Annotated in this window: 27 protein-coding genes and 1 tRNA gene; 12 read left to right on the plus strand and 16 right to left on the minus strand. The window is 62.1% G+C overall.

Going from position 1 to position 25081, the window contains the following annotated elements; all coding sequences use genetic code 11:
• Positions 1-102 precede the first annotated feature (102 nt).
• The 3 genes from YH62_RS00545 to lipB form a co-directional block, all read right to left on the minus strand.
• Positions 103-1230, minus strand: a complete 1128-nt coding sequence (locus tag YH62_RS00545) for an S-(hydroxymethyl)glutathione dehydrogenase/class III alcohol dehydrogenase (protein WP_046792220.1) — start codon at positions 1228-1230, stop codon at positions 103-105.
• 167 nt (positions 1231-1397) lie between these two features.
• Positions 1398-2321, minus strand: coding sequence for a DMT family transporter (locus YH62_RS00550; protein WP_046792221.1), 924 nt, complete (start codon positions 2319-2321; stop codon positions 1398-1400).
• 51 nt (positions 2322-2372) lie between these two features.
• A complete protein-coding gene (gene lipB, locus YH62_RS00555) occupies positions 2373-3101 on the minus strand; it encodes a lipoyl(octanoyl) transferase LipB (protein ID WP_046792222.1) in 729 nt (242 codons plus the stop codon).
• Between the two features lie 178 nt (positions 3102-3279).
• Between lipB and YH62_RS00560 the strand changes: the two genes are divergently transcribed.
• Positions 3280-3364, plus strand: a tRNA-Leu gene (locus YH62_RS00560).
• A 124-nt stretch (positions 3365-3488) separates the two neighbouring features.
• Here YH62_RS00560 and YH62_RS00565 read toward each other — a convergent pair.
• The 3 genes from YH62_RS00565 to YH62_RS00575 form a co-directional block, all read right to left on the minus strand.
• The gene (locus tag YH62_RS00565; RefSeq protein WP_046792960.1) at positions 3489-4772 is read right to left on the minus strand and encodes a TRAP transporter large permease; all 1284 of its coding nucleotides are present in this window, start codon (positions 4770-4772) and stop codon (positions 3489-3491) included.
• Between the two features lie 55 nt (positions 4773-4827).
• Positions 4828-5337 carry a TRAP transporter small permease gene (locus YH62_RS00570; protein WP_046792223.1) on the minus strand — a complete coding sequence of 170 codons (510 nt, stop codon included), beginning with the start codon at positions 5335-5337 and terminating at the stop codon, positions 4828-4830.
• A gap of 83 nt (positions 5338-5420) precedes the next feature.
• Entirely contained in the window at positions 5421-6413 is a 993-nt protein-coding gene (locus tag YH62_RS00575; protein WP_052760310.1) for a TRAP transporter substrate-binding protein, read from the minus strand.
• A gap of 180 nt (positions 6414-6593) precedes the next feature.
• Between YH62_RS00575 and YH62_RS00580 the strand changes: the two genes are divergently transcribed.
• Entirely contained in the window at positions 6594-7016 is a 423-nt protein-coding gene (locus tag YH62_RS00580) for an OsmC family protein (RefSeq protein WP_046792962.1), read from the plus strand.
• Between the two features lie 9 nt (positions 7017-7025).
• On the opposite strand, the gene YH62_RS00585 is transcribed toward YH62_RS00580, so the two are convergent.
• From YH62_RS00585 to YH62_RS00595, 3 genes are all read right to left on the minus strand, one after another.
• Positions 7026-7523 carry a BON domain-containing protein gene (locus tag YH62_RS00585; RefSeq protein WP_046792224.1) on the minus strand — a complete coding sequence of 166 codons (498 nt, stop codon included), beginning with the start codon at positions 7521-7523 and terminating at the stop codon, positions 7026-7028.
• Positions 7524-7624: 101 nt separating this feature from the next.
• Positions 7625-7888, minus strand: a complete 264-nt coding sequence (locus YH62_RS00590; protein WP_052760311.1) for a BON domain-containing protein — start codon at positions 7886-7888, stop codon at positions 7625-7627.
• A 53-nt stretch (positions 7889-7941) separates the two neighbouring features.
• The gene (locus YH62_RS00595) at positions 7942-8433 is read right to left on the minus strand and encodes a peptide deformylase (RefSeq protein WP_046792225.1); all 492 of its coding nucleotides are present in this window, start codon (positions 8431-8433) and stop codon (positions 7942-7944) included.
• A 219-nt stretch (positions 8434-8652) separates the two neighbouring features.
• Here YH62_RS00595 and mgtE point away from each other — a divergent pair, with 219 nt between their 5' ends.
• The gene (gene mgtE / locus YH62_RS00600; RefSeq protein ID WP_046792226.1) at positions 8653-10071 is read left to right on the plus strand and encodes a magnesium transporter; all 1419 of its coding nucleotides are present in this window, start codon (positions 8653-8655) and stop codon (positions 10069-10071) included.
• Between the two features lie 72 nt (positions 10072-10143).
• Positions 10144-10530, plus strand: a complete 387-nt coding sequence (locus YH62_RS00605) for a MerR family DNA-binding transcriptional regulator (RefSeq protein WP_046792227.1) — start codon at positions 10144-10146, stop codon at positions 10528-10530.
• Positions 10531-10551: 21 nt separating this feature from the next.
• Here YH62_RS00605 and YH62_RS00610 read toward each other — a convergent pair whose 3' ends face one another.
• On the minus strand, positions 10552-11538 hold the full coding sequence (locus YH62_RS00610) for a DUF1624 domain-containing protein (protein WP_046792228.1): 987 nt from the start codon (positions 11536-11538) through the stop codon (positions 10552-10554).
• Positions 11539-11559: 21 nt separating this feature from the next.
• Positions 11560-12261, minus strand: a complete 702-nt coding sequence (locus YH62_RS00615) for a DUF599 family protein (RefSeq protein WP_046792229.1) — start codon at positions 12259-12261, stop codon at positions 11560-11562.
• Positions 12262-12830: 569 nt separating this feature from the next.
• Between YH62_RS00615 and YH62_RS00620 the strand changes: the two genes are divergently transcribed.
• On the plus strand, positions 12831-14231 hold the full coding sequence (locus YH62_RS00620; RefSeq protein ID WP_046792230.1) for an L-serine ammonia-lyase: 1401 nt from the start codon (positions 12831-12833) through the stop codon (positions 14229-14231).
• 83 nt (positions 14232-14314) lie between these two features.
• Positions 14315-14752: a DUF1489 family protein gene (locus YH62_RS00625; protein WP_046792231.1), complete on the plus strand. Its 438-nt coding sequence runs from the start codon at positions 14315-14317 to the stop codon at positions 14750-14752.
• A 37-nt stretch (positions 14753-14789) separates the two neighbouring features.
• Here YH62_RS00625 and YH62_RS00630 read toward each other — a convergent pair whose 3' ends face one another.
• The 4 genes from YH62_RS00630 to YH62_RS00645 form a co-directional block, all read right to left on the minus strand.
• Positions 14790-15062, minus strand: coding sequence for a hypothetical protein (locus YH62_RS00630; RefSeq protein ID WP_046792232.1), 273 nt, complete (start codon positions 15060-15062; stop codon positions 14790-14792).
• An 89-nt stretch (positions 15063-15151) separates the two neighbouring features.
• On the minus strand, positions 15152-16570 hold the full coding sequence (locus YH62_RS00635; RefSeq protein WP_082118199.1) for a D-alanyl-D-alanine carboxypeptidase: 1419 nt from the start codon (positions 16568-16570) through the stop codon (positions 15152-15154).
• Between the two features lie 148 nt (positions 16571-16718).
• Positions 16719-17477 (minus strand): hypothetical protein, encoded by a 759-nt coding sequence (locus tag YH62_RS00640; protein WP_046792233.1) that lies wholly within the window; start codon positions 17475-17477, stop codon positions 16719-16721.
• Positions 17478-17595: 118 nt separating this feature from the next.
• On the minus strand, positions 17596-17811 hold the full coding sequence (locus YH62_RS00645; RefSeq protein WP_052760312.1) for a hypothetical protein: 216 nt from the start codon (positions 17809-17811) through the stop codon (positions 17596-17598).
• Between the two features lie 135 nt (positions 17812-17946).
• Between YH62_RS00645 and YH62_RS00650 the strand changes: the two genes are divergently transcribed.
• The 6 genes from YH62_RS00650 to ugpC all read left to right on the plus strand — a co-directional run bounded on the left by YH62_RS00650 (position 17947) and on the right by ugpC (position 24118).
• A complete protein-coding gene (locus tag YH62_RS00650; RefSeq protein WP_046792235.1) occupies positions 17947-18654 on the plus strand; it encodes a FadR/GntR family transcriptional regulator in 708 nt (235 codons plus the stop codon).
• Entirely contained in the window at positions 18651-19817 is a 1167-nt protein-coding gene (locus tag YH62_RS00655; protein WP_046792236.1) for a PLP-dependent transferase, read from the plus strand. The genes YH62_RS00650 and YH62_RS00655 overlap by 4 nt, the downstream gene beginning before the upstream one ends.
• A 33-nt stretch (positions 19818-19850) precedes the next feature.
• A complete protein-coding gene (locus YH62_RS00660) occupies positions 19851-21110 on the plus strand; it encodes a sugar ABC transporter substrate-binding protein (RefSeq protein WP_046792237.1) in 1260 nt (419 codons plus the stop codon).
• 177 nt (positions 21111-21287) lie between these two features.
• Positions 21288-22220: a sugar ABC transporter permease gene (locus YH62_RS00665; RefSeq protein WP_046792965.1), complete on the plus strand. Its 933-nt coding sequence runs from the start codon at positions 21288-21290 to the stop codon at positions 22218-22220.
• A 4-nt stretch (positions 22221-22224) separates the two neighbouring features.
• Positions 22225-23055, plus strand: a complete 831-nt coding sequence (locus YH62_RS00670; protein ID WP_046792238.1) for a carbohydrate ABC transporter permease — start codon at positions 22225-22227, stop codon at positions 23053-23055.
• Between the two features lie 4 nt (positions 23056-23059).
• A complete protein-coding gene (ugpC, locus tag YH62_RS00675; protein WP_046792239.1) occupies positions 23060-24118 on the plus strand; it encodes a sn-glycerol-3-phosphate ABC transporter ATP-binding protein UgpC in 1059 nt (352 codons plus the stop codon).
• 17 nt (positions 24119-24135) lie between these two features.
• Here the strand turns inward: ugpC and YH62_RS00680 are convergent, their stop codons facing one another.
• Positions 24136-24747: a transglutaminase-like cysteine peptidase gene (locus tag YH62_RS00680; protein ID WP_046792240.1), complete on the minus strand. Its 612-nt coding sequence runs from the start codon at positions 24745-24747 to the stop codon at positions 24136-24138.
• Positions 24748-25081: the final 334 nt, after the last annotated feature.

Genomic DNA, 25081 nt, shown 5'->3' on the forward strand with positions numbered 1-25081 from the left:
CTCGCCGGAATTGCAAGCACCGCGCAAAACCCCGCCAGAGAGCGGGTTTTCGCGCGATCCGGAGCGTCGGTGGACCACTCCGGACGGCGAATCACAAGAACCTCAGTAAACCACGACGCTTCGGATGCTTTCGCCAGAATGCATCAGCTCGAAGCCCTTGTTGATGTCCTCGAGCGGCATGGTGTGGGTGATCATCGGATCGATCTCGATCTTGCCCTCCATGTACCAGTCGACGATCTTCGGCACGTCGGTGCGGCCGCGCGCGCCGCCGAAGGCCGTACCCATCCAGGTACGTCCGGTGACGAGCTGGAAAGGACGCGTGGAGATTTCCTGGCCGGCGCCGGCAACGCCGATGACGACCGACTTGCCCCAGCCGCGATGCGAGCTTTCAAGCGCCTGGCGCATGACCTTGGTGTTTCCGGTGCAGTCGAACGTGTAGTCGGCGCCGCCGATCTGGTCCGCGCCGCGCTTCGTCATGTTGACGAGATAGGGCACGATGTCGTCGCCGACTTCCTTCGGGTTGACGAAGTGCGTCATGCCGAAGCGCTCGCCCCAGGCCTTCTTGTCGTTGTTCAGATCGACGCCGATGATCATGTCGGCGCCGGCAAGGCGAAGGCCCTGGATGACGTTCAAACCGATGCCGCCCAGTCCGAAGACGATGGCCGTCGCGCCGATTTCTACCTTGGCGGTGTTGATGACCGCACCGATGCCGGTGGTGACGCCGCAGCCGATATAGCAGACCTTGTCGAAGGGTGCGTCCGGGTTGATCTTGGCAACCGCGATCTCCGGCAGAACCGTGTAGTTGGCGAAGGTCGAACAGCCCATGTAATGGTGGATCTTGTCCTTGCCGATCGAGAAGCGCGAGGTGCCGTCCGGCATCAGGCCCTGGCCCTGGGTGGAGCGGATGGCGGTGCACAGATTGGTCTTGCGCGACAGACAGGAGGGGCATTCCCGGCATTCCGGCGTATAGAGTGGAATGACATGATCGCCCTTCTTCACCGAGGTGACGCCCGGACCGACATCGACGACGATGCCGGCGCCCTCATGGCCGAGGATCGCGGGAAAGAGGCCTTCCGGATCGGCGCCCGAAAGCGTGAAATCATCCGTATGGCAGAGGCCGGTCGCCTTCACCTCGATCAGCACCTCGCCGGCCTTCGGGCCTTCGAGCTTGACGGTCATGACTTCGAGCGGTTTTCCTGCCTGAACGGCGACGGCGGCGCGGACATCCATGGTCTATCTACCTCATCTTTCGAATCCGGGGCGGACTTTGACATGGGGAGGCGGCGCGCCTCAAGCCGGAACCGACGATCAGGTGTCGCAAAACGACAGGCGCTGCGGTGAAATCGGCAAGTTGGACCGTGGAAACGAGCGCGATTAAAGCGGGACTACGGTCCGCATCAGGCGATTGCCGGCTCTTTTGTTTTCAGACGCTCTCGCCAGATGATGAAGAGGCCGGAGGCGACGATGATGGCGATGCCGATCCATTTCGACAGGGTCGGGAAATCGCCGAACAACGCGTAGCCGAGCACGGTGGCGGAGATGATCTCGAAATACTGGAAGGGCGCCAGCAGCGAGAGGGGCGCCAGGCGAAAGGCGCGCACGACCAGCAGATGCATGTAGCCGGATATCGAGCCGAGCAGGACCAGCAGGAAGAGACCGAGCGCGGAGGCGGGGAGGGACGGCTCGAATTCCGCGCCGCCGAGGCTGTGGCCCAATCCAAGGCCTGCCGCCATGAACAGCGTTCCGCCGATGCCGGCCATGATCTGCATGGTGAGCGGCGAATCGGCCTCGCCGATGGCGCGGTTGAGGAAGAGATAGAGCGTATAGAGGAAGGCGCAGGCGACCGGCAGCAGCGCCGTCCAGCCGAAGATCGCATAGCTCGGCTGGATGACGATCATCGCTCCGCCGAAGCCGACTATGATGGCGAGCCAGCGGCGCCAGCCCACCTTGTCGCCGAGGAAGAGCGCCGACATCATGGTGAGCATGAAGGGCTCGACGAAATAGATCGCGAAGACATCCGCAAGCGGCATGTATTTGACCGCCGCGAAGAACATCAGGCTCGCGGATGCGTGAAGCGCGCCGCGCAGCAGGTTCATCCAGGGACGCCGGGCGCGGAAGATCGATGCGCCGACGAAGAACATCAGCGGCAGCATGCAGACGAGCTGGAAGAAGAAGCGGTAGAAGGTGACCTGGCCCGGCGACATGCCCTCGAAGGTCGCCATGTACTTGGCGATGGCATCCATGAGCGGCAGGACGGCCATGCAGGTGGCCATGATGGCCATGCCCTTCAGGGGATTTTCAAGGGTAGGGGCGGGTTGCATATGGCGCGCTTTCCGGGAACGCGCCTTTCAAATCACAGCCGCCGGCCATCTTCAAGCGGAAGCATTCTCGATGACGCTCTCGCCGAAAACTTCCTCGAATGCCTCGCGCAGCCGCATGTCGACATCCGCCATCATCACCGGCAGGCCGAGATCGACCAGGCTCGTCACACCATAGGCACTGATGCCGCAGGGCACGATGCCGGAGAAATGCGAAAGATCCGGGTCCACATTGAGGGAGAGGCCGTGGAAGCTCACCCAGCGGCGAAGCCGGATGCCGAGCGCCGCGATCTTGTCCTCCGCCATGGAACCATCGGGTAGAAGGGGCTTCTCCGGCCGTCGCACCCAGACGCCGACGCGGTCCTCGCGGCGCTCGCCGCGGACATTCATCATGTCGAGGGTGCGAATCACGAGCTCTTCCAGCGCAGCCACATAGGCGCGGACATCCTGGCGGCGGCGTTTCAGGTCCAGCATCACATAGGCGACCCGCTGGCCGGGGCCGTGATAGGTGTATTCGCCGCCGCGCCCGGTGGCAAAGACCGGGAATCGGTCGGGCTCTATGAGGTCGGTGGCGTCGGCGCTGGTGCCGGCGGTATAGAGCGGCGGGTGCTCGAGAAGCCAGACGAGTTCGTCCGCCTTGCCGTCGGCGATGGCGGCCACTTCCCGCTCCATTTCGGCGACCGCCTGCTCATAAGGAACGAGTCCTTCGGAAATGCGCCAGCGCACCGGCGGAGAACCGGGGGCGGGGTGCATGGAAATCTGAAGATCGGTGCGCGTCAGCATGGGATTTCTTCTGGCAAAAACGAAGGATGGCGGCAAGAGGCGCGGTGAAAGCCCTGTTCCATATAGGTATTCCACAGTCCGATTTTTATCCTTCAAAAATGTGTCATGGCGCACTTGTGCACCCGGAATCCTTTTGCTACATGCTCGCTCGCCGACGCAAATCGGCACCTACCACGATGCGGTCGTGGCGGAATTGGTAGACGCGCAGCGTTGAGGTCGCTGTGGGGCAACCCGTGGAAGTTCGAGTCTTCTCGACCGCACCAAAAACAAGAACCCGCTTCGGCGGGTTTTTTGTTGCCCGCTTTTCAAGACCTTTCGGGAAAACGAAAAGGCGACCGATACGTGCCCGTATCGATCGCCTCGAGGGTTGCTGATTTTCACGTCGTTTCAGAAGCCGGTCGCGTGCGGCAGCCAGGTGGAGAGTGCCGGGATGAAGGTTATCGCCAGCAGGATGACCAGATAGGCCAGCAGGAACGGCGTCATCTCCCGCGTGATCTCGCTGACCCTGATCTTCACCACGGATGATACCACGAAGAGGAGCGCGCCGACCGGCGGGGTGATGAGCCCGACCGTCAGGTTGAGGATGACGATCATCGCGAACTGGATCGGATCGATTCCGAGCTGGAAGGAGATCGGGGCCAGGATTGGCACGAGAATCATCACGCCCGGCAGCGGGTCCATGAACATGCCGAAGATCAACAGCAGCAGGTTGACCGCCAGCAGGAAGGCGATCGGGCTCAAATTCCAGCCGATGATGACATCCGCCAGGAATTGCGGCACGCCCTCGATGATGAGCACCCAGGCGAAGGCGCGCGCGGATGCGAGGATCAGCAGGATGCCGACGGTGACCATGGCCGAGCGGAAGATGATCTCCGGCAGGTCCTTCACCTTCAGCGAGCGATAGATGAACATGCCGCAGAAGAGCGCGTAGAAAACTGCGATGACCGAGGCTTCCGTGGGCGTGAACCAGCCCATGCGGATGCCGCCGACGACGATGACGATGAGCGCCATGGCGGGGACGGCGTAGAGCGTGTTCAAGACCATTTCCCGCGCCGTCGGGCGGATATCCATGGAGCGGTAGTCGCGCTTGCGGGAGATGTAGAAATTCACCGCGCACATGGCGAGCGAGATGAGGAGGCCCGGCACGACGCCGGCGATGAAGAGCGAGCCGACCGATACGCGGCTGTCCTGCAGGGCGTAGATGATCATGGTGATGGAGGGCGGGATGATCGGGTCCACCACCGCGACGGCGGCAGCGAGCGCCGAGGCATAGCGCTTCTCGTAGCCGCTCTTCTCCATCATGCGGATGGTCATGGCGCCGGGGCCCGCGGCTGCGGCGAGCGCCGAGCCGGAAATGCCGGCAAAGAGCGTGGTCGAGATGATGCTGGCATAGCCGAGGCCGCCGCGGGCGCGGCCGACGAACTGCGCGGCAAGCCGCAGCAGGTGATGCGTCAGCGCGCCGCCGGTCATCAGCTCGGCGGCGAGGATGAAGAAGGGCACGGCGAGCAGCGGAAAGCTGTCGACGCCGGTGAACATCTCCTTGATCACGACGATCTGCGGATAATTGCTGCCGAGGATGACGGCAAGCCAGGTGGAGATCGCCAGCGTGAAGGCGACCGGAACGCCGAGCGCCAAGAGAATGAAGAAGGAGACGAAGAGAATGATGATCATGGACGAAAACTTCGAAAGGCGGCGACCGGCGCCGCGCTGCAATTTGCCGTGAAGCCTATGCGGCGACCGGCGGAGTGTCGCTGTCGCCCTGCAAGCCGCTCATGCCGCCTGCCAGATAGGTTCTGAGCACGAAGAGGAAATGGACGATCAGCAGCCCGAACCCGATCGGCATGGCGAGATAGATGTAGCCGAAGGGAATGCGCGTGGAGGGCGTCGTCTGGAACATGGTGCGCTCCACATAGGTCTTGCCGACCCAGATCATCATCACGAAGAAGGCGAGCATGATGGCGGCCACGACGAGGCGGAGCAGCCGGGCCTTCCTGTCGCCGAGGGCCGCCTGCAGATTGTCGATGGCGACGAGCCCGCCATGCCTCAGCGTGATGCCGGCGCCGATGAAGGTGAGCCAGATCATGAGATGGCGCGAGACCTCATCCGACCAGGTGATGGAGTGGTTGGTGAGATAACGCAGGATGACGTTGAGGAAGACGAGGATCGCCATCGCGCTCAGGATGGCGATGAGCGCCCATCGATTTGCCTCGACGAAAATGCGTTCGATCTTCTGCATGTCAAATTCCCCCGAGCGCGGCAGCGCCGAAAACGGAAAGCACCCCGCAACGCTGCGGGGTGCCTGAACCGCTCTAAATCGGATTACTTGGTCGCGACGATCGAGTCGACCAGGTCCTTGCCGTAGGTTTCGTAATAGCCGTCATAGGCGGCCTGGATGGCCTTCTGGAACTCGGCCTTCTGAGCGTCGCTGAGCTCGTTCACCTGCATGCCGTTCTGCTTCGCGGTCGCGATGCCGTTCTTCTCCGACTGGTCCACGAAGGCGCGCATGGCTTCCTTGCCCTTGGTGGCGCCATCGGTGAAGAGCTTCTTGTCCTCGTCCGAAAGGCTATCCCAGAAGGTCGGGGAAACGATCAGCATGGCCGGCGAATAGACGTGACCGGAAACCGTGAGGTACTTCTGGACTTCCCAGAGCTTCGCCGAAACGATGACCGAAAGCGGGTTTTCCTGGCCGTCGATGGCGCCCTGCTGCAGGGCGGGGATGACTTCCGGCCAGGACATGGGCGTGGGTGCGGCGCCCGCCGTCTCGAAGGCGGCGATATGAACCGGGTTTTCCATGGTCCGGATCTTGAGGCCCGCGAGGTCTTCCGGCTTTTCGATCGGCTGGCGATTGTTGGTGATGTGGCGGAAGCCCTGCTCGCCCCAGGCAAGCGCGATCAACTGCCGATCCTGGAACTTCGCCAGGATTTCCTGGCCGACCGGGCCGTCGAGCACTGTGCGGGCATGGGTGAGATCGCGGAACAGGAAGGGGATGTCGGTGACGCCGATTTCCGGAACGAAGTTCGAAAGCGCGCCGGAGGAGACAACGACCGCCTGCACGCCGGTTCCGAGCTGCAGGCCTTCGATGACTTCACGCTCGCCGCCTTGGGCGGAGGAGGGGAAATGGGTGAACTTGAACCGGCCACCGCTGGTTTCCGTCACATATTTGTCCCAGGCATCGGCGGCCGCGCCATAGTGGGAATCGCGGGCAAGAGCGTAGGCGATCTTGACCTCGGTGGATTGGGCGAATGCGCCGCCCGTCCAGGCGGTTGCGGCGACGACACCTGCGATAGCCAGGCGACCGAAGAGCGAATTCATAATATATGTACCTCCCTGAAGCGCAGACCTTGATCGGAATGCTTATTGAATTTCGGGTGCCTCTCCATCCGCGAAAATTCAAATCCGGTCAAGTTCCGGCAAGCTTATGATAAGAAGGTGCCGCTTTTTATTGGATTATGTCGCGGCCGAGCCCCGCTTTATGCGGATCATGAGGAAGAAATGAGCGAGATCAAGATCAAGACGCGACCGGTCGGAGCCACGGCGACGCTGGGGCGCACGGGCCGCCCGCAGGTGACGACGGAGACCGGCGGTTCGCTGGAAATCGTCACCGGCGCGAGTGATCCGGGTTTCAACCCGCTCGACCTTCTCTATTCCTCGCTTGCGGGATGCCTGGTGCTGAGCGCCCGGATCGCGGCGAGCCGGCTCGGCATCCTCAACCGCTTCGACGAGGCGCGGGCGCATGTGACGGGAGAAAAGGCGGGCGAGGAGCCCTCGCGCGTAGCGCGCTTCGCCGCTCATATGGAGATCAAGGGCGATTTCACCGAATTGGAAAAGCAGGAGATCGCCCACATGGCGGAGGATATCTGCACCGTCAGCAATACGCTGCGCGGATCGCCTGAGATCACGCTGCAGGTGGGCTGACGAGCGAGGTCAGTCCTCATCTGGAATATGGCTGTCGATGCCGGCAAGCCGCAGATTGTTGACGACGCGGCGGACACCGGCGATGCCCTGGATGTGCCGGCCGATCCTGCGGGAGGTCTCGGCCTCGTCCACCACGCCTTCGAGGGTTACGACGCCCTTTTCCACATGCACGTCGATGGAGGCCATGTCGATCACGCCGAGATTGTCGATCGCATCACTGACACGCTCCTCGAGGTCGTCGGACTCTTCGAGGCCTTCGGTGCCGGGAAAAATACTATCGGCCTGACGTTCCTCCAGCCCATCGAAATCGGCCTCGTCCACGCGATAGCCGCGGTTGCGCTCCCTGTCGAAATTGGCGGAAGGCTGGCCGTAAGGAGCATTGTCGACCGGGCGCTTGCCGGCGCCGGCGGCATCGTCATAGGGCCATCCCTCGTCGATGTTCCGGTCGTCGTAATCGCGAAAATCCTCTTCGCGGGAGATATCGTCAGCGTTTTTCTTGGCCGGCATAACTGCCTCCTGTCATTTCCAATCCTGGGTCAGACGCAAGCGTCGAACTCGGACCGAACCCGGGGCCGGCGCACTCGCTCGCGCGCCGGCTTTCATCGAGATCAATGGCTTGTCGCGGATGGATCGCCATCCTTCCTGCCTGTCAATTTCAGATGGCTTTCGACGTCATGCACTCCATCCACGGCTTCCGCGCACAACACCGCCTTGCGGGCTGAAAACACGGTATCAACAGAACCTTCGAGTATGACCTTGGTTCCCTCGGCACGCGGGCGGATTTCGGAGGCGTCGACGTCGGGCAGGCTCGCCAGCCGCGCGGCGACGTCGTCCTCGAGCTGGGCCTCGGTCTTGTCTGTGGTCGCAGTCATGATCGTAGCTCCTCCTGGTCGAGACAGGAGAACGAGCGACGGCGCGTTTGGTTCTACCGGCTCTTTTCCCATTTGCGGACGAGCCGGTCGCGCTTGAGCCTGGAAAGCCGCTTCAGCCAGAATATCCCGTCGAGCTGATCGATCTCGTGCTGCATGCAGATGGCGTGAAAGCCTTCAAGCTCTTCCTCATGCCGTACTCCATCCATATCCTGATAGCGGAGGCGGACTTTTCGCGGGCGCTCGATCTCGTCGGTCGCTCCGGGCATGGAGACGCTGCCTTCGACATGCCGCATGGTTTCGCTCGAGACGGCGAGGATTTCCGGGTTGACGTAGAAGAGCGGGCCTTGTTCGCGCGAGAGTTCGAGGACCACGAGCCGGACATGTTCGCCGACATGGGCGGCGGTGATGCCGACGCCGGGAGCTGCCCGCATGGTCTCCAAAAGATCGAAGGCGAGCGTGCGCAGCCGCTCGTCGAAGCTCCGCACCGGTTCACAGCGGACAGAGAGGCCGGGATCGGGATATCTGAGGATGGTCAAAAGGGCCATGAAAGCTTCCGTGGAAGGATGTCGTGCACTCAGATAAGGCCGAAATTTCCATTGCTCAACCTTCTCCGGGAGGCGGGGGTGGACCGGCGGAAGCAATTGGTCTAGCAGGGGAAGTGCTCGGGACGGGCAGAGTTCCCCGGCAAAGCGCTATCCGGTTGTTGACAATGAGCTTTCCGCCGCCATCCTCCTGGCGTCGGGCAAAGCAGGCGAGGGCGGCAGATGAGCAATATCGGCGAAGACGACCGCGTCCGCGTCCATGCCGGGGAGGCCGGCGAGGACATCTATGCCGAGGACGGCTCGATCCGCAGCGATTTCCTCGCCATGGTCGGCGCGGCGATCGCCGATCGCGACGTTCTTTTTCTGCGCCAGCACGTGGCCCGACTGCATGAATCGGAGCTCGGCGATCTGCTGGAGGCGATCCAGCCGGATCAGCGCCTCGCACTCGTCAGACTGCTCGGAGACGACTTCGACCTTACCGCGCTCACCGAGGTGGACGAGGCGATCCGCCTCGAAATCGTCGAGCAGATGCCGAACGCGCAGATCGCGGCCGCGATCGGCGATCTCGATTCGGACGACGCCGTCTATATTCTGGAAGACCTCGATCACGAGGACCGGGAGGAGATCCTAGCGCAACTGCCCTTCACCGAACGGGTGCGGTTGCGCCGGGCGCTCGATTATCCTGAGCAATCCGCCGGCCGGCGCATGCGCTCGGAATTCGTCGCCGTGCCGCCGTTCTGGACTGTCGGCCAGACGATCGACTACACGCGCGAGGACGCGGACCTGCCGGAAAGCTTCACGGAAATCTTCGTGATCGATCCGACCTTCAAGCTGCTCGGAGTGGTCGATCTCGACCGGATTCTCCGTACCAAGCGGCAGGTGCGCATCGAAAGCATCATGCGCGAGACGAACCATCCGATCCCGGCCGAAATGGACCAAGAAGAGGCAGCGCAACTCTTCGAGCAATACGACCTTCTCTCCGCGGCGGTGGTGGACGACAACGGCCGCCTGGTCGGCGTGCTCACCATCGACGACGTGGTGGACGTGATCCAGGAGGAGGCCGAAGAGGACATCATGCGCCTCGGCGGCGTAGGCGACGAGGAGCTTTCCGACACGGTCACCGAAATCTCGCGCTCGCGCGTGCCGTGGCTGCTCATCAATCTGGTGACAGCCTTCATCTCCGCCTCGGTCATCTCGCTTTTCGAAGCGACGATCGAAGAGGTGGTGGCGCTTGCTATCCTGATGCCGATCGTCGCCGGCATGGGCGGCAATGCCGGCTCGCAGACGATGACAGTGACGGTGCGGGCGCTTGCGACCCGCAATCTCGACATCCACAACGCCTGGCGCGTGGCCCGCCGCGAGGCGGGCGTGGGGCTGATCAACGGGGTGGTGATCGGCTGCCTGGTCGGCCTGGTGGCCGGGTTCTGGTTCCAGGATGTGCATATCGGCGGGCTGATCGCGACGGCGATGCTCATCAACATGTTCGCCGCCGCCATGGCCGGGATAATGATCCCGCTGCTTCTCGACCGCGCCGGTGCCGACCCCGCCGTCTCATCGGCGGTCTTCGTGACGGCGATCACCGATACGACGGGTTTCTTCTCGTTCCTCGGGCTGGCGACCTGGTGGTTCCTTTCGACTTAGAGCGGTCGGTAAGCCGCAAATTGACTGTTACGTAAAAGTCAATTAATTTGGCGGTTTAAGCAGGGAACGATCGTGGACAAATATTACAGCATTACGGAACTGACGCGGGAATTTGGGGTATCGACCCGCACGCTGCGCTTCTACGAGGACGAAGGGCTGATCCATCCGGAGCGCCGCGGCCGGACGCGTCTTTTCCGTGCCGCTGATCGCCGGTTGATCCAGGAGATCCTGCGTGGCCGCCGTATCGGCTTCACGATCGCCGAGATCCGCGAGATCATCCAGGTCTACAAGGAGCCGCCGGGCGAAATGGGCCAACTCAAGCTCCTGATGAAGCGCGTCGACGAGAAGCGCGACGAACTTCGCCAGAAGCGCAAGGATATCGAGGATACCCTTGCCGAACTCGACCATGTCGAGGAAGCCTGCCTGACGCGGCTCGCCGAGATCGGCGTCGGCACCTGACCTTCCGCTTATTCCCTTATCTTATCGGGCCTGGGTAGCGCATTCCTGGGCGATGGTCAGTACCCGCTCATCGGTGTTCGGATCGATCGTGCCCGTCTGGACAGGCTGCATGAGCGATTGCTCGATCAGCCGGTCTGCGGTGCAGCCGCAGAAACGCTGGCAGAGGCCGGCGTCGTTCGTCTGGCCGAGGCAGCCCGCCTCGCAGCTTCGCACGTAGCTCTGCCGTGGATCGGGCGCCGCCGCCGGGTGAACCATCGAAAAGAGATAAACGAGGGCGATCAGCACCGGCTGATGCACCAGATAGATGATGAGGCTGTGACGCCCGGCCTTCGAGAGCAGGTTCGATTGCGTCTGGAAGGCCGCAAGACGGGGCAGCCAGTTTCCCGATCGGGCGAAACGCGCCACGGCAATGCCGGCGAGCAGCGCCGCAACCCATGGAAAGAGCGGCACGTAATCGTTCGAGCGCGGCGGTGTTTCGGCAAATCCCAGCCAGCTCAGATATCGCGGATCGAGGGCGGCTGATTTCATCAGGCCCGGCATGTAGTTGTCGGCGACCATGGCCGCGACGATCAGCACCACCGCCGCGGCGGTGACGGCCGGAGGAAGCCTCAGGAAGGCGAGGCCGACCAGGCTGGACACTGCGATATTGTGCAGGATGCCGAAATATATCCATTCGTCCGGCACGACGAAAAGCGTCGCGACGCTGATGGCGAGCGCCGCGCCCGCAACGATCGCAAAGCGCTTCCAGAAGGATTGCCAGCGGATTTGCGGAAAATGCGCCAGCACGAGGCTGACGCCGGCCAGAAAGAGGAAGGAGCTGGCAATCGTCCGCGCATAGAGGCGCCAAAGCCCCTGGGTTGCCGTTCCGGGTTCCAGATAGCCGAAAAATTCCAGGTCCCAGGTGAAATGGTAGGAGGCCATGGCGACCAGCGCCAGGCCACGAAGCGTATCGATCAACCTGATGCGGGGAAGGGTGCCGGGCGTGTTGTGGCTCTCAGCAAGGGTCACGGAAGCTCTTCCTCATCTGGTTCAGGCTTTTTCATCGCGATCGAGAAGCGCCAGCCGGGCATCCGAAAAGAACTGGCGGCGGGTGAGCACGAAGATCACGAAAGCGGTCGTCGCCATGAAAACATAGGGGCCGGCGAACCAGCCGAGATAGCCGATCGACAGGAAGATCGTCCGGAGCCCCGAGTTGAAATGCCCGGCCGCGATGATGTTCATGCGGATCACCTGATCGGCGGCACGCTCGGCGGCGATGCGATCGGCATGGGTTTCATGCGTCATCGGCAATGCGCCGAACAGGATGGTGCAGTAGTTGAACAGCCGATAGGACCAGCCGAACTTGAAGAAGGCGTAGCCGAACATCATGGCGAGGCCGCCAACCTTGAGTTCGAAGGCCGTGCGCCCGCCATAGGGAACGAAGGCAAGCTCGCGGAAGACCGCCTCCACCTGTTCGGTTGCCCCGAGCAGGGCGAAGCAGCCGCCGAGCGCGAAGATGGACGTCGAGGCGAAGAAGGCGGTGCCGTTCTGAAGACCCGCCAGGATCTGAGTGTCGATCATCTTCAGGTCGCGCTTGAGCGAATTGTAGATCCAAGCGCGGCGACGTTCGGTCATGGCGCGATTGAGGCTCGCACGCGGAAGAAAGCGCGCGCCGCCACCGGCCGTGAACCAGGAATAGGCGCTCCAGAGGAGTGCGAAAAAGGCTAGAGCGGTGTAATCTGCAGTCGTCATGACGTGAGTCGTCGTCCTCGGCTGTAGGCCCAAGCTATGCTTCACTTCGCCGAGACCGGCAAGTCCTCAGTGCCGTTAACCACTGGGATGAAATTGCGGCGGTGGAAGACGGTGGCAGGAGGAGGAAAATGCCCGGATTTTCGGGATTGTTATGCGTGGGGTGCGCATCTGATCTGTGTAATCGCCGTGTTTCCGCCGCTTTTCGCAGTTGCGAGACGAGCGGCGCTTTAATATAGGGTTAGCCATTGCGGCCGTTCGACGGCCGCAGCGCTATTCGCAATACGACTGGAGTGATCATGGAAGACACCGCTCAGAAATCCTGCTGGGGCGTTACTTTGAAAGCGCTCGCGGGATTTGCCGGGGTTCTGGCGCTCGCCTACCTTTTCGGCACGATCTGATTTGTGATCCGATTTTCGTTTTCATGAGAACGGCGTGGTATTCGTACCGCGCCGTTCTTATTTTATGGACATGAGTATGTCGCTCTGATGAAACCGGATGTCGGGCGATTGCCACGGTATCCGCGCCATGTGGCGTAGCCTTCATCATCGCTATCCGGGAGCTGTTGCTTCATGTTTCTGTCCGTATTCGACGTTTTCAAGATCGGCATCGGCCCTTCGAGCTCCCATACAATGGGACCGATGTCGGCCGCGAACCGCTTTCTGGCGCTGATCCTTACGGACGACTGGCCGCGGCCGGCCGGTGCGCAGGTGGCCGCGATCAAAGCCAGCCTGCACGGCTCGCTCGCCTATACGGGCATAGGCCACGGAACGGGCAGGGCGGTGATCCTGGGCCTGATGGGCGAGGAACCGCATAGTGTCGATCCCGACCGGATGGACGAGATCATTGCCGAGGTGGAGCGGACCGGACGCGTGACGCCGCCTGGCCATCCGCCTTACGAATTCCAGCCGAAGACCGACCTGATCTTCGACAAGAAGCAGCCGCTTCCGGGGCACGCCAACGGAATGAGCTTTTCGGCCTATGACCGGAACGGCCGGCTCCTGCTCAAGCGCATCTATTATTCCATCGGCGGCGGTTTCGTGGTGACCGATACGGAACTGGAGGCGCTGCGAAATTCCAAGAAGGCTTCGAGCGACGCGCGCGTTCCCTATCCTTTCTCGACCGCCAGTCAGATGCTCGACATGGCCCAGCGTTCGGGCCTGACGATCGCCCAGATGAAGCGGGCCAACGAGGAGACCCGCATGAGTTCGAGCGAACTCGACGGCGGGCTCGACGGCATTTGGGAGGCAATGAACGGCTGCATCGAGCGCGGGCTGAAGGTCGACGGCATCATGCCCGGCGGTTTGAAGGTGAAGCGGCGGGCGAGGGCGATCCACGACAAGCTGAAGGAGGAGTGGCGCAGCAACCGGCTGAACCCGGTTCTCGCCAACGATTGGCTGAGCGTCTATGCCATGGCGGTCAACGAGGAGAATGCCAGCGGCGGACGCGTGGTCACCGCGCCGACCAACGGGGCGGCGGGCGTCATTCCGGCCACGGCCCGCTATTTCCTGCATTTCCATGAGGATGCGACGGCGGAGGATATCCGCAATTTCCTGCTGACGGCAGCGGCCGTCGGCGGCATCATCAAGCACAATGCCTCGATTTCAGGCGCCGAGGTCGGCTGCCAGGGCGAGGTTGGATCGGCGGCCGCCATGGCCGCGGCGGGGCTCGCAGCCGTCATGGGCGGCTCCCCGGAGCAGATCGAGAACGCCGCGGAAATCGCGCTCGAACATCATCTCGGCATGACCTGCGACCCGATCGCCGGGCTCGTGCAGGTGCCCTGCATCGAGCGGAACGCGCTCGGCGCGGTCAAGGCGGTAACGGCCGCCTCGCTCGCCATCAAGGGCGACGGAACGCATTTCGTGCCGCTCGACGCCTGTATCGAGACCATGCGCCAGACCGGCAACGACATGAGCGAGAAGTACAAGGAGACTTCGACCGGCGGGCTTGCCGTCAATGTCGTCGAATGTTGACGCTACCCCTGAAAGGCTCTGGTCGTGTGGAGCATCTCGATGAGAGGCTTGACCTGAAAGCCGGATAGGTTTTGAACCGAGCCATGGCTCTTCATCTGATCAAACTCTGCGTCGGGGCGGACTCGCTCCAGGATCTCCGGGACTGGGTTGCGGAAAAATCGATGCGCGCCATGGCGGCGGGGCTCGAACCGCACAGCATTCATACCACGCGCATGGTGCCGAAACGGATGGAGGAATTGCTTGGCGGCGGTTCGCTCTACTGGGTCATCAAGGGACAGGTGCTGGCGCGGCAGAACCTTCTCGACATTCGCACCTTTACCGGCGGCGACGGCATCCAACGCTGCGAACTGATCCTCGGGCCGGAGGTCATCGAGACCGCGCCCCAGCCCCGAAGGCCGTTCCAGGGCTGGCGTTACCTGAAAGACGAGGAAGCGCCGCGCGATCTCGGAAAATTGGGGGAAGGCGTGGCCGCTCTTCCCGAAGAGCTTCGGCGCGAACTCGCCGAACTCGGACTTCTCTAAAGGGAGGGGCTTCCGCTCTTCCTGGAACTTACCCGGTTCAGCGGAGCTTCAGCCGAACCGGCGACCGGCCGGACCTGAACGAAACATGCAGATGAATTGTCGCGTCCGGCTGTGACTGACGCCAGGCGCGGGCGCCATGGCCGAGAAGAAGGGCCACCAGATCGCGGGTCTTTTCGCGCGGCCGGTTTAGGCCAAGCCCTGCGAGCCGCATCGCGGCTTCGTGGAGCGGGTGAAGGGCAGCGCCCCTCGCGCGGCTCTTCAACTGGATCAGATCGCCATCGAAACTTGCGCTGTTCTCATTCGTACCCATCAGGAAACCTCGTTACACCATACTTCTTCGAGATTTCAGCGCGCCGGCGGGCCGGCGCAGCCATTGTCGAGGCTGGGAGCCAATCGCTATCACTGCAGCGATGCCCAGCAGTTGACGCCCTTCTTCTTCAGGGCATTGCAGGTACTGACCGCCGTCTTCTGGTCATCGAAGCCGCCGAAGCGAGCGCGATAGAGCTGAGAGCCGTTGCTGTTGACGGCGACCGTGAAGGGCTTGGCGGAACGCAGTGCCTTTCCGCCCTTGTCCTGCGCGGACTGCAGAAGATTTTTAGCCGCCTTCTCACTCTCGGAGACGCCGACCTGGATCACCCAGCCGGTGACATCGACTTGCGGAATGCGGCTTCCGGTCGAAGCGGTGATGACTTCATCGACGGAGGATTCGTCACCCTCGGCCGAAGCCTCTTCCGGCATGTATTCCGGGGCGGGAGCCGGGGTCGGAACGGCGGCGGCGCCGGCCATCGCGACGTTGATGGCTTCGTTGATGACCCGTTTCTGGGCAGGTTCCGAAGCATAGGCGGTCGCGGCGGGCTGCTCGCTGTAACGGGTCTGCGGAACGGGGCCGCTGTTCGGCAGGTCGAGCGCAGCCATGCGGCGGGCCGGGGAGACGGGCTCCGGCGCGGCCTGGGCGATCAGAGCGCCGCTGCCGCCGCGGGAAGCCTTGGGCAGGTAGCCGGCGACGAGCTTGCGCATCTGGGCGTCGCGGGCGGCGCTGGAGCGTCCGCCGAGAACGACTGCAACGATCAGCCGGCCGTCGACCTTTACCGAGGTGGCGAGGTTGCTGCCGGCGGCGCGGGTATAGCCGGTCTTGATGCCATCGACGCCTTCAACATTGCCGAGAAGGCGATTGTGGTTACCGATCGTCTGCTTGCCGAACTGGAAGCTGCGCGTGGAGAAATAGCCGTAATACTGCGGGAAGTGCTGGCGAAGCGCCATTCCGAGCCGGGCCTGATCGCGCGCTGTCGTCATCTGTGCCGTATTGGGCAGGCCGTGGGCGTTGCGATAGGTGGTGCGCGTCATGCCGAGCGCGCGAGCCTTGTTGTTCATCAACTGCGCGAAACGGCCCTCGGAACCGCCGAGATATTCGCCGAGCGCGGTAGCGATGTCATTGGCGGAGCGGGTGACGAGCGCCTTGATGGCCTGCTCGACCGTCACGGAGCCTCCGGCGCGAACGCCGAGCTTGGACGGCGGTTCGGCGGCGGCCTTGGCGGAGACGGGAACCTTGGAGTCGAGGCTGATGCGACCGGCTTCCAGTGCCTCGAACGTGAGGTAGAGGGTCATCATCTTGGTGAGCGACGCCGGATAGCGCAGGCCATCGGGATCCTCGCCGTAAAGCACCTTTCCGGTGTTGGCGTCCACGACTATGCCCGCATATTTCGGGGCTGCCTCCGCTGTGCCGGCAAATATCGACAATGCCAGAACCAGCGTAAGAAAATAGCCAATGAACCGGTCCGGAACTCTTGCGCCATCCTTTGGAAAGGAGGCGGTGAACATCTTATTCGACACTGCCGCACTCATCGTTTTGTATTGTTTGCATCGTCCGGACGCTCCCCAGTCGCGGCCGCTTGGGCCAATCTAGGAGAACAGCGTTACCAAGAGGTTTATGATGAATGGCAGGTTTCCGGATTATGCTGAGTTTTAGTTAATTTCGCCCATTCGTCCCGTCTGGCCCGTCAACCAGCCGCGTTTCGACAAAAGCGGTAATCGCGGCATCAATGTGGTCCCAGTCGTTCAAAATCGCGCTGGAGAAGCGATAAAGCACGGTAAGATCGCTTCCGAGATGGATGTCGCGCTGGCAATCGCCGCTGGTCGGTGCCTGTCCTTCGGCGGGGAGCAGGCAGCGGACCACGTAATCGGGCCTGCCCGGACGCGGCGCCGTGAAGATCACTTCGTCGCCGTAGCCGCTATCGGTACGCAGGCGGTGCATCGTCAGCCCGTGGGCGGTCTGTTGCGGTTCTTCCTTGGCGAAAAGCTGCGAGTAAATGGGAACGAGCCGGCCGGACATGTCCGCTGACATGGTGCTCTGCGACAGCTGCAGGAAAATCAGCGAGCCGGGTCGTGTAAGATCATCAAAATGCAGGCGTTTTTCGCCGCTGTAACCCTCCAGTTCGGGCCAGGTGAGGTAGAGGTCGACGCGCTCGGCCGCGCCGCCATGGCGTTGATCGCGGAAGCGGATGGTGTTGGCGGAAAGGCGCAGATCGTCCTGGCCGATGCGGATCAGGAAGGTCTCGGTGCTGTCAGTATGACCGGCAAGCGCCATGCGCTGCCCATACCATCGGCCGGCAAGGCTGATGCCCGCCGTCAGGACCGCGAGCGCGGCGACGATTGCGGTCAGCCGATACAGGAAGCGGTTGGAAATCAGCGGGGCTTCGTCTTCGGCGGCCGAGCCGGAGCCTGCCATGGATGCCTCCAGTTCGAAGGGGCTTCAATGGCGGCAGCTTTGCTTGGTTATGGTTAACGACGGGTAAATGGGCGGCGCCCAGCCATGGGCGCTGACGTGTCAATCCGGGAAGGATGTGTCAAGGGAAGTTGATACTGGGCAGGTACAGTTCGACCTGTTCGCGCGTTCTCTGGTCGAGAGGCTCGATATGCTCGACCCAGAATTTCTCCGCCTCGGGCGGGTCTTCTTCCCATTTGCGGATCGTGATGACGTTGTCGTCGGCCTTCAATTTGCGGCGGCCGCCGAGCCGCAGGTATTCCTCCGCCAGTTTTCGTGTCTCGGTCATTTCGTTCATGGCTCGCCTCCTGCCGCGTCCCGTCATTCCAACGCGAGCGGCGTCACAAAGTTTCAGACTGGCGCAATCGCGGGCATTGACAGAGAACGCCTGCAAAGGAATTATCGCTCAGATGTCAGACCAATTTGAGTGACCATGACCAGGATCGTCATCGCTCCGCTTCCTCCGATGGACCGCGCCCGCCAGGTGGCCGATGCGCTTGCCGAATATGTGGAGGGCGCGGACCTGAAGGCCGGCGACAGGCTGCCGGCGGAGCGCGAATTGATGACGGCGCTGGGTGTCGGGCGTTCCACGATCCGCGAGGTCATGAGGCATTTTCAGGCGCTCGGGGTCATCGAGGCCCGCAAGGGAAGCGGCACTTATCTGTTGAGGCCGATTTCCAGGCGCACGGTGCATATGCCGCTCTCGCTCGAAACCGCGAATCTCCGCGATGCGCTTCTGCTAACTCTGCAGGTGAGGCGAGGGCTCGAATGCGAAGCGAGCATGGTGGCTGCCCGCATGCGCAGCGAGGCGGATCTGACGGTCATCGAGGCGCGGCTCGAGGATATGGAGCGGGCGCATCACGCCCACGGCGCCGCGGGGCCGGAAGACCTCGCATTCCATCTCGCGGTCTATGACGCGACCCACAATCCCCTGTTCCGGCAATTGCTGGAGCAGATGCGGGAAACCTTCGAGCGCTTCTGGAGCCACCCGTTCGAGCGGTTCGATTTCGCCCGACGCTCCTTTCCCTTTCACCGCACGCTTTTCAACGCGATCGTCGCGCAGGACCCGGAAGCCGCGCGGACCGAGACACTGAACATCCTCGAAATCGTCGAGGAAGATATCAAGGAAATGTCCAGATGACTGACGGTTCCGCACCGTTCGACCTCGCTTCGCTCATCGTCGCTCATGACGAGGGCAATGCTTATGATGCCGTCGTTCCGCCAATCGCCCAGACCTCGCTTTTCACCTTCAAGGATTACGACGACATGCTTTCCTCCTACCGGGGAGAGAAGGTGCGGCCGATCTATACGCGCGGCCTCAACCCGACGGTGCGCATGTTCGAGGAAATGCTGGCGAAGCTCGAAGGGGCGGAAGACGCGCTCGGCTTTGCGAGCGGCATGGCGGCGATCTCCTCCGCCGTTCTGAGCTTCGTGGAGCCGGGCGACCGGATCGTGGCGGTCAAGCACGTTTACCCCGATGCGTTCCGGCTGTTCGGCACGATTCTCAAGCGCATGAAGATCGAGGTGACCTATGTCGACGGGCGCGACGAGGAGGCCGTCGCCAAGGCGCTGCCGGGCGCGAAGGTCTTCTACATGGAAAGCCCGACGAGCTGGGTCATGGAAGCGCATGACGTCGGGGCGCTCGCAGGGCTGGCGAGAAAGCATGGCGTGGTGTCGATGATCGACAACAGCTGGGCAAGCCCGTTCTTCCAGCGGCCGATCACGCTCGGCGTCGATCTCGTCATCCATTCCGCCTCGAAATATCTCGGCGGCCACAGCGATGTCGTCGCCGGTGTCGTGGCCGGCTCGAAGGAGATGATCGGCCAGCTGAAATCGGAAGCCTATCCCTATCTCGGCGGCAAGCTTTCGCCCTTCGATGCCTGGCTGCTCATTCGCGGCCTGCGCACGCTGCCGCTGCGCATGAAGGCGCATGAGGCCGCGGGGCTCACCATAGCACGCCGGTTGCAGGAGCTGGATGTGGTGGAACAGGTCTGCCATCCGGGCCTCGCAAACCGGCTGCCGGCGGGGCTCAACGGGACGTCCGGTCTGTTTTCCTTCGTCTTCCGGGAGGGCGTCGATATCCGCCCCTTCGCCGACCACCTCAAGCTTTTCAAGCTCGGCGTGAGCTGGGGCGGCCACGAGAGCCTGATCGTGCCGGGGGAGGTGGTGCTTCAGCAGAAGGCGCAGCCCAATTCCGCGCATGCCTTCGGCATCAGTCCGCGGTCCGTACGCCTCCATGTGGGTCTCGAGGGAACCGAGGTCCTGTGGAGCGATATCGAGGAGGCGATCGCCGCCGCCTCATAGGCATCAGCATCAATAACAACTGGGAGAACGACAATGAAAACACTGATAGCAACGGCATTTCTGACCACTCTCATGGCCGGCAGCGTGCTTGCCGACACGACGCTGAAGCTGGTGGAGGTCATCACCAGCCCGGAGCGGACGGAGACCCTGAAATCGATCGTCGGCAAGTTCGAGACCGAAAATCCCGGCACGAAAGTGGAGATCATCTCGCTTCCCTGGAACGAGGCGTTCCAGAAGTTCGCGACCATGGTTTCCGCCGGCGACACGCCTGACGTAATGGAAATGCCCGATACCTGGCTGTCGCTCTATGCCAATAACGGCATGCTGGAGAGCCTCGAACCCTATCTGGAGAAGTGGGAGCACACGAAGGAACTGACGCCGCGGGCGCTGGAACTCGGCCGCGATGTCAAGGACACCGCCTATATGCTGCCCTATGGCTTCTATCTGCGCGCGATGTTCTACAACAAGAAGCTTCTGGCGGAGGCAGGCGTCGCGGCGCCGCCGAAGACCATGGACGAATTCACGAAGGCATCGGAAGCGATATCGAAGCTGCCCGGCAAATACGGCTACTGCATGCGCGGCGGTCCCGGCGGCCTCAACGGCTGGATGATCTTTGCTGCCTCCATGGCCGGCGACAACAAGTATTTCACCGAGGACGGCACCTCCACGATGAGCAGCGAAGGCTGGGCTAAGGGCATCGAGTGGATGGTGGACCTTTATAGACAAGGCTACGCGCCGAAGGACAGCGTCAACTGGGGATTCAACGAGGTCGTCGCCGGCTTCTATTCTGGCACTTGCGCCTTCCTGGATCAGGACCCGGATGCGCTGATCGCCGTTGCCGAGCGCATGAACAAGGACGATTTCGGCGTCGTGCCGCTGCCCAAGGGACCTGACGGCAAGTCCTTCCCGACCATTGGCTATGCCGGCTGGTCGATGTTCTCGACCAGCGAGAATAAGGATCTCTCCTGGAAGCTGATCGCGACGTTGGAAGGCAAGGAAGGCAATATCGAGTGGAACAAGAAGATCGGCGCTCTGCCGGCCTATACTTCCGCCGAGCAGGACCCGTTCTATGCCGGAGATCAGTTCAAGGGCTGGTTCGAGGAGCTTGCCGATCCGAACACCGTGCCGACGGTAATGCCGACCTATCTCGAGGAGTTCGCCTTCTTCAAGGATTCGCTCGCCATCAAGAGTTCGCAGCAGGCGCTTCTGGGCGATATTACGCCGAAAGAGCTCGCCGACCAATGGGCCGACTACCTGACGAAGGCGCAGCAGAAGTTTTTGGCGAAGAAGTAGCGACGGGGGCTCTTCCAGCTTTTGCCGTCGCGCGTCTGCCCCTCACCCTAACCCTCTCCCTCTCCCCGTAACGACGGGGAGAGGGGACTTGCTACGCTTGACGTCGGCAAGGAGCGGATGAGGGGCGGCGCTTCGATCGGCCGAAAATTCATGCAACATGATGGAAATCGCATCCAGATGCCCCCTGCCGACACGTTCGATATGCGCCGCGACCGCCGGCCCTGGCTGCGCCGCCTCGCCGATGCTTCGGAGCCCTATCTCTACAGCGCGCCTTCGCTGATCCTCATCATCGGGGTCATGCTGGTGCCGCTGGTCGTGGGTGTTTCCTACGCCTTCCGCGACATCCAGCTTCTCAACCCGTTTTCCGGCGGCTTCGTGGGGCTTGAGCATTTCCGCGAGCTTTCCAGGGACACGGCCTTCTACGGCGCCCTGAGGAACACGCTTTGGTGGACGGGCGCTTCGGTTTTCCTGCAATTCATCTTCGGGCTGATCCTCGCGCTTCTGCTCGACAAGCCGTTCTGGGGCCGGGGGCTCGTTCAGGCGCTCGTCTTTCTTCCCTGGGCGGTGCCCTCGTTCCTGGCGGGGCTGAACTGGGCCTGGCTCTTCAATCCGGTGATCGGTCCTCTGCCGCACTGGTTCTTCGGCCTCGGGCTGATATCAGAACCGGGCAACCTGCTGTCCGACCCGCAATATGCCATGTGGGGGCCGATCATCGCCAATGTCTGGTGGGGCATTCCCTTCTTCGCGATTACCCTTCTGGCGGCGCTGCAGGCCATTCCCCGCGATCTCTACGAGGCCGCATCGATCGACGGCGCCAACTGGTTCCAGCGCTTCCTTTCGATCACGCTGCCGTTCCTTGCGCCGACGATCGCCATCACCATTCTCTTGCGGACCGTGTGGATATCCAACTTCGCGGACCTGATCGTCGTCATGACCGGCGGCGGGCCGGCAGACCGCACCCAGATCGTCGCGAGCTACATCTTCACCCAGGCGTTCCGGGCGCTCGATTTCGGCTATGCGTCCGCCATCGCGCTGGTGCTGCTCGTGCTGCTGCTCGCCTATTCGATGCTGATCATCCTGCTGCGGCAGACGCTGTTGAACAAGGATTGAGACCATGAAGCGATCCGTCCTCCCGACCATCGCGCATAGGCTGGCGATCCTCTGCTACATCGCCTTCGCGCTCTTCCCGCTCTTCTGGCTTCTCAAGGTTTCGGTGACGCCGAACGATCTGCTCTATTCGGAGGGCGTGCGGCTCTGGCCCACGCGCACCACCTTTGAACATTACGCGTTCGTCCTGCGGCACAGCGCCTTCCCGACCTTCTTCAAGAACAGCCTGATCGTTTCCGCCTCCACGGCGATCGCCGTGACGATCTGCGCCTCGCTTTCGGGATACGCGCTCTCGCGCTTCAGTTTCCGGGCGAAATACTGGATCGTCGCGCTGATGCTGCTGACGCAGATGTTCCCGCTGGTCATGCTGGTCGCGCCGATCTTCAAGATCCTCTCGCCGCTGGGGCTGACCAACAGCCTGACGGGTCTCATCGTCGTCTATACCGCCTTCAACGTGCCCTTCGCGACCTTCCTCATGCAATCCTTCTTCGACGGCATTCCGAAGGATCTGGAAGAGGCGGCGATGATCGACGGAGCGACCAAGTTCACGGCGTTCAGGCAGATCATTCTGCCGCTGACATTGCCAGGGATCGCTGCGACACTCGGTTTCGTGTTCACGGCCGCCTGGAGCGAACTCCTCTTCGCTCTGATGCTCATCAACGGCAACGATGCGGCGACTTTCCCGGTCGGCCTTCTCACTTTCGTCTCGAAGTTCTCCGTCGATTTCGGGCAGATGATGGCGGCCGGCATATTGGCGCTCATTCCGGCGGCGCTCTTTTTCCTTCTCATTCAGCGGTATCTCGTCCAGGGCCTCACGGCCGGTGCGGTCAAGGGGTAGTCACATGGCGTCCATTCAGATCGAGAATCTTGAAAAGTCCTACGGCCACGTCTCCGTGCTGCATGGCATCGACCTCGATATCCGCGACGGCGAGTTCATCGTGCTGGTGGGGCCGTCGGGCTGCGGGAAATCCACCCTGCTGAGGATGATCGCCGGCCTGGAGAATGTCAGCGCCGGAGAGATCCGCATCGCCGGCGGCCGGGTCAACGAGCTGCATCCGAAGGACCGGGATATCGCGATGGTGTTCCAGTCCTACGCGCTCTATCCGCATATGAGCGTCGCCGGCAACATGAGCTACAGCCTGCGTTTGCGGAAGGCGGCGAAGGAGAAGATCGAGCAGGCGGTCGGGGGAGCTGCCGCCAAGCTGGGACTGGAACCGCTTCTGGAGCGTCGGCCGAAGGCGCTATCGGGAGGGCAGCGCCAGCGTGTCGCGATGGGACGCGCGATCGTGCGCCAGCCCAAGGCCTTCCTGTTCGACGAGCCGCTCTCCAATCTCGATGCCCGGCTGCGCGAGCAGATGCGGGCGGAAATCAAGAAAATGCACGCCGATCTGAAGGCGACCTCGATCTACGTGACCCACGACCAGATCGAGGCCATGACGTTGGCGGACCGGATCGTCGCCATGCATGGCGGGATCGTGCAACAAGTCGGGAGCCCGCTCGAACTCTACGACAGGCCGGCCAATCTCTTCGTTGCCGGCTTCATCGGCTCGCCGGGAATGAACTTCCTCGATGTGTCCCATGCGGACGGGGCGGTGACGCTGAAGGACGGAACGCGCATTCCGCTCGAGGCTTCCTTGAAGGCGGAGAGCGAGGCGGGCCTGACGCTCGGCATCCGCCCGGAGCATGTCGCGATCTCGACCGACGGCGCCGGCATGGAAGCCCATGTGGAGCTGGTGGAGCCGACCGGGTTCGGCATCATCCTGCATCTTTCCCTGCATGGACTGCCGTTCAAGGTCTTCACCCTCGACCGCGAGGCGATGCAGGCCGGGCCGGAGGTTTTCGTCAGGTTCCCGCCGCAGCATCTGCATCTGTTCGGCGCTGACGGAAACCGTATCGGGTGATCCTCAGCCCTAGATGATTACTGCCCGACGCTGCCGACGGCGGTTGCGCGGCCATCCTGGAGCTTGACCCAACGGGCCGGATCATTCGAGGCCTGGCGCTTCAGATAGGTGTATTCGGTATCCGACCAGAGCAGAACCTTGTTGCGCATGTTGTCGAGCACGTAATCGCCGCGGTCGGTGCGGACGGTCAGCACCGCATGCCCTTCGCCGTTCGGCTGAAGCACGACGGTGATCAGCAGGTCGGACGGATCGAAGCCCTTCTTGATGAGCATCTTGCGCTTGAGCAGGACGAAATCCTCGCAATCGCCGACGGTGCGCGGATAGGCCCAGCGTTCCTCGACGCCATAGATTTCCTGGTCGGTCATCGGCTGGATCGAAGTGTTGACGGTATAGTTGATGTCGAGCAGCGCGCGCCACTTCTCTTCGGTCAGCCGCATCGGGCCGGCATCCTCATAGCTGGTGTCGCATTCGCTCGTGTAGGTCTGGCAGAACTCGTAATGACCGATCGGCGGGCTGGCTTCGCCGATGACGCGCATCGTGCCGACCGGCGCCGCGAAGGACGAAGATGCGCTTACGAAAGCGATGAGAGCGGCAACAAATCCGAGCTTCAGTGCCTTGCGATCGGTCATTTTCTTGTCTCCCCGTTCATGGGAAGACAATCGCAGGCAGGGTTTGAGCGAGCGCAAAATATAGTAGTAGAATCAAATCCTTATTTGAATCGAAGTTTCATAAAATTTGAATCGATCGGGTTGCGAACTGGAAAGGAATTCAAAATGGGCCCGGATGGCAGTCGGCAATTGGTGACACTGATCCGGCACGAGTGCCCTCGCTATCGCTTTGTATTCACGGGATTTTCTTCTGCTTTCGTGAGATGCGCTCGCGCGGCGGCGGCTCGTTGCGAACGCAACGGCAAGGGCGTGGGAGACCTCGAAATGGGGGCTTCATGCGGCCGCAAACCGGTTT

This window comes from Rhizobium sp. LC145 (assembly GCF_001005825.1).
Taxonomy (GTDB): domain Bacteria; phylum Pseudomonadota; class Alphaproteobacteria; order Rhizobiales; family Rhizobiaceae; genus Neorhizobium.

Bases quoted from the DNA above. Each gene is read 5' to 3' on its own strand.
- lipB (WP_046792222.1), bottom strand. From the start codon at position 3,101: ATGCTGACGCGCACCGATCTTCAGATTTCCATGCACCCCGCCCCCGGT.
- YH62_RS00590 (WP_052760311.1), bottom strand. From the start codon at position 7,888: ATGACTGCGACCACAGACAAGACCGAGGCCCAGCTCGAGGACGACGTC.
- YH62_RS00670 (WP_046792238.1), top strand. From the start codon at position 22,225: ATGAAGCGATCCGTCCTCCCGACCATCGCGCATAGGCTGGCGATCCTC.
- YH62_RS00665 (WP_046792965.1), top strand. From the start codon at position 21,288: ATGCCCCCTGCCGACACGTTCGATATGCGCCGCGACCGCCGGCCCTGG.
- YH62_RS00570 (WP_046792223.1), bottom strand. From the start codon at position 5,337: ATGCAGAAGATCGAACGCATTTTCGTCGAGGCAAATCGATGGGCGCTC.
- YH62_RS00550 (WP_046792221.1), bottom strand. From the start codon at position 2,321: ATGCAACCCGCCCCTACCCTTGAAAATCCCCTGAAGGGCATGGCCATC.
- YH62_RS00640 (WP_046792233.1), bottom strand. From the start codon at position 17,477: ATGGCAGGCTCCGGCTCGGCCGCCGAAGACGAAGCCCCGCTGATTTCC.
- YH62_RS00635 (WP_082118199.1), bottom strand. From the start codon at position 16,570: ATGTTCACCGCCTCCTTTCCAAAGGATGGCGCAAGAGTTCCGGACCGG.
- YH62_RS00630 (WP_046792232.1), bottom strand. From the start codon at position 15,062: ATGGGTACGAATGAGAACAGCGCAAGTTTCGATGGCGATCTGATCCAG.
- YH62_RS00615 (WP_046792229.1), bottom strand. From the start codon at position 12,261: ATGACGACTGCAGATTACACCGCTCTAGCCTTTTTCGCACTCCTCTGG.
- ugpC (WP_046792239.1), top strand. From the start codon at position 23,060: ATGGCGTCCATTCAGATCGAGAATCTTGAAAAGTCCTACGGCCACGTC.
- YH62_RS00545 (WP_046792220.1), bottom strand. From the start codon at position 1,230: ATGGATGTCCGCGCCGCCGTCGCCGTTCAGGCAGGAAAACCGCTCGAA.
- YH62_RS00585 (WP_046792224.1), bottom strand. From the start codon at position 7,523: ATGCCGGCCAAGAAAAACGCTGACGATATCTCCCGCGAAGAGGATTTT.
- YH62_RS00595 (WP_046792225.1), bottom strand. From the start codon at position 8,433: ATGGCCCTTTTGACCATCCTCAGATATCCCGATCCCGGCCTCTCTGTC.
- YH62_RS00565 (WP_046792960.1), bottom strand. From the start codon at position 4,772: ATGATCATCATTCTCTTCGTCTCCTTCTTCATTCTCTTGGCGCTCGGC.
- YH62_RS00580 (WP_046792962.1), top strand. From the start codon at position 6,594: ATGAGCGAGATCAAGATCAAGACGCGACCGGTCGGAGCCACGGCGACG.
- YH62_RS00645 (WP_052760312.1), bottom strand. From the start codon at position 17,811: ATGAACGAAATGACCGAGACACGAAAACTGGCGGAGGAATACCTGCGG.
- mgtE (WP_046792226.1), top strand. From the start codon at position 8,653: ATGAGCAATATCGGCGAAGACGACCGCGTCCGCGTCCATGCCGGGGAG.
- YH62_RS00620 (WP_046792230.1), top strand. From the start codon at position 12,831: ATGTTTCTGTCCGTATTCGACGTTTTCAAGATCGGCATCGGCCCTTCG.
- YH62_RS00680 (WP_046792240.1), bottom strand. From the start codon at position 24,747: ATGACCGATCGCAAGGCACTGAAGCTCGGATTTGTTGCCGCTCTCATC.
- YH62_RS00575 (WP_052760310.1), bottom strand. From the start codon at position 6,413: ATGAATTCGCTCTTCGGTCGCCTGGCTATCGCAGGTGTCGTCGCCGCA.
- YH62_RS00660 (WP_046792237.1), top strand. From the start codon at position 19,851: ATGAAAACACTGATAGCAACGGCATTTCTGACCACTCTCATGGCCGGC.
- YH62_RS00650 (WP_046792235.1), top strand. From the start codon at position 17,947: ATGACCAGGATCGTCATCGCTCCGCTTCCTCCGATGGACCGCGCCCGC.
- YH62_RS00625 (WP_046792231.1), top strand. From the start codon at position 14,315: ATGGCTCTTCATCTGATCAAACTCTGCGTCGGGGCGGACTCGCTCCAG.
- YH62_RS00655 (WP_046792236.1), top strand. From the start codon at position 18,651: ATGACTGACGGTTCCGCACCGTTCGACCTCGCTTCGCTCATCGTCGCT.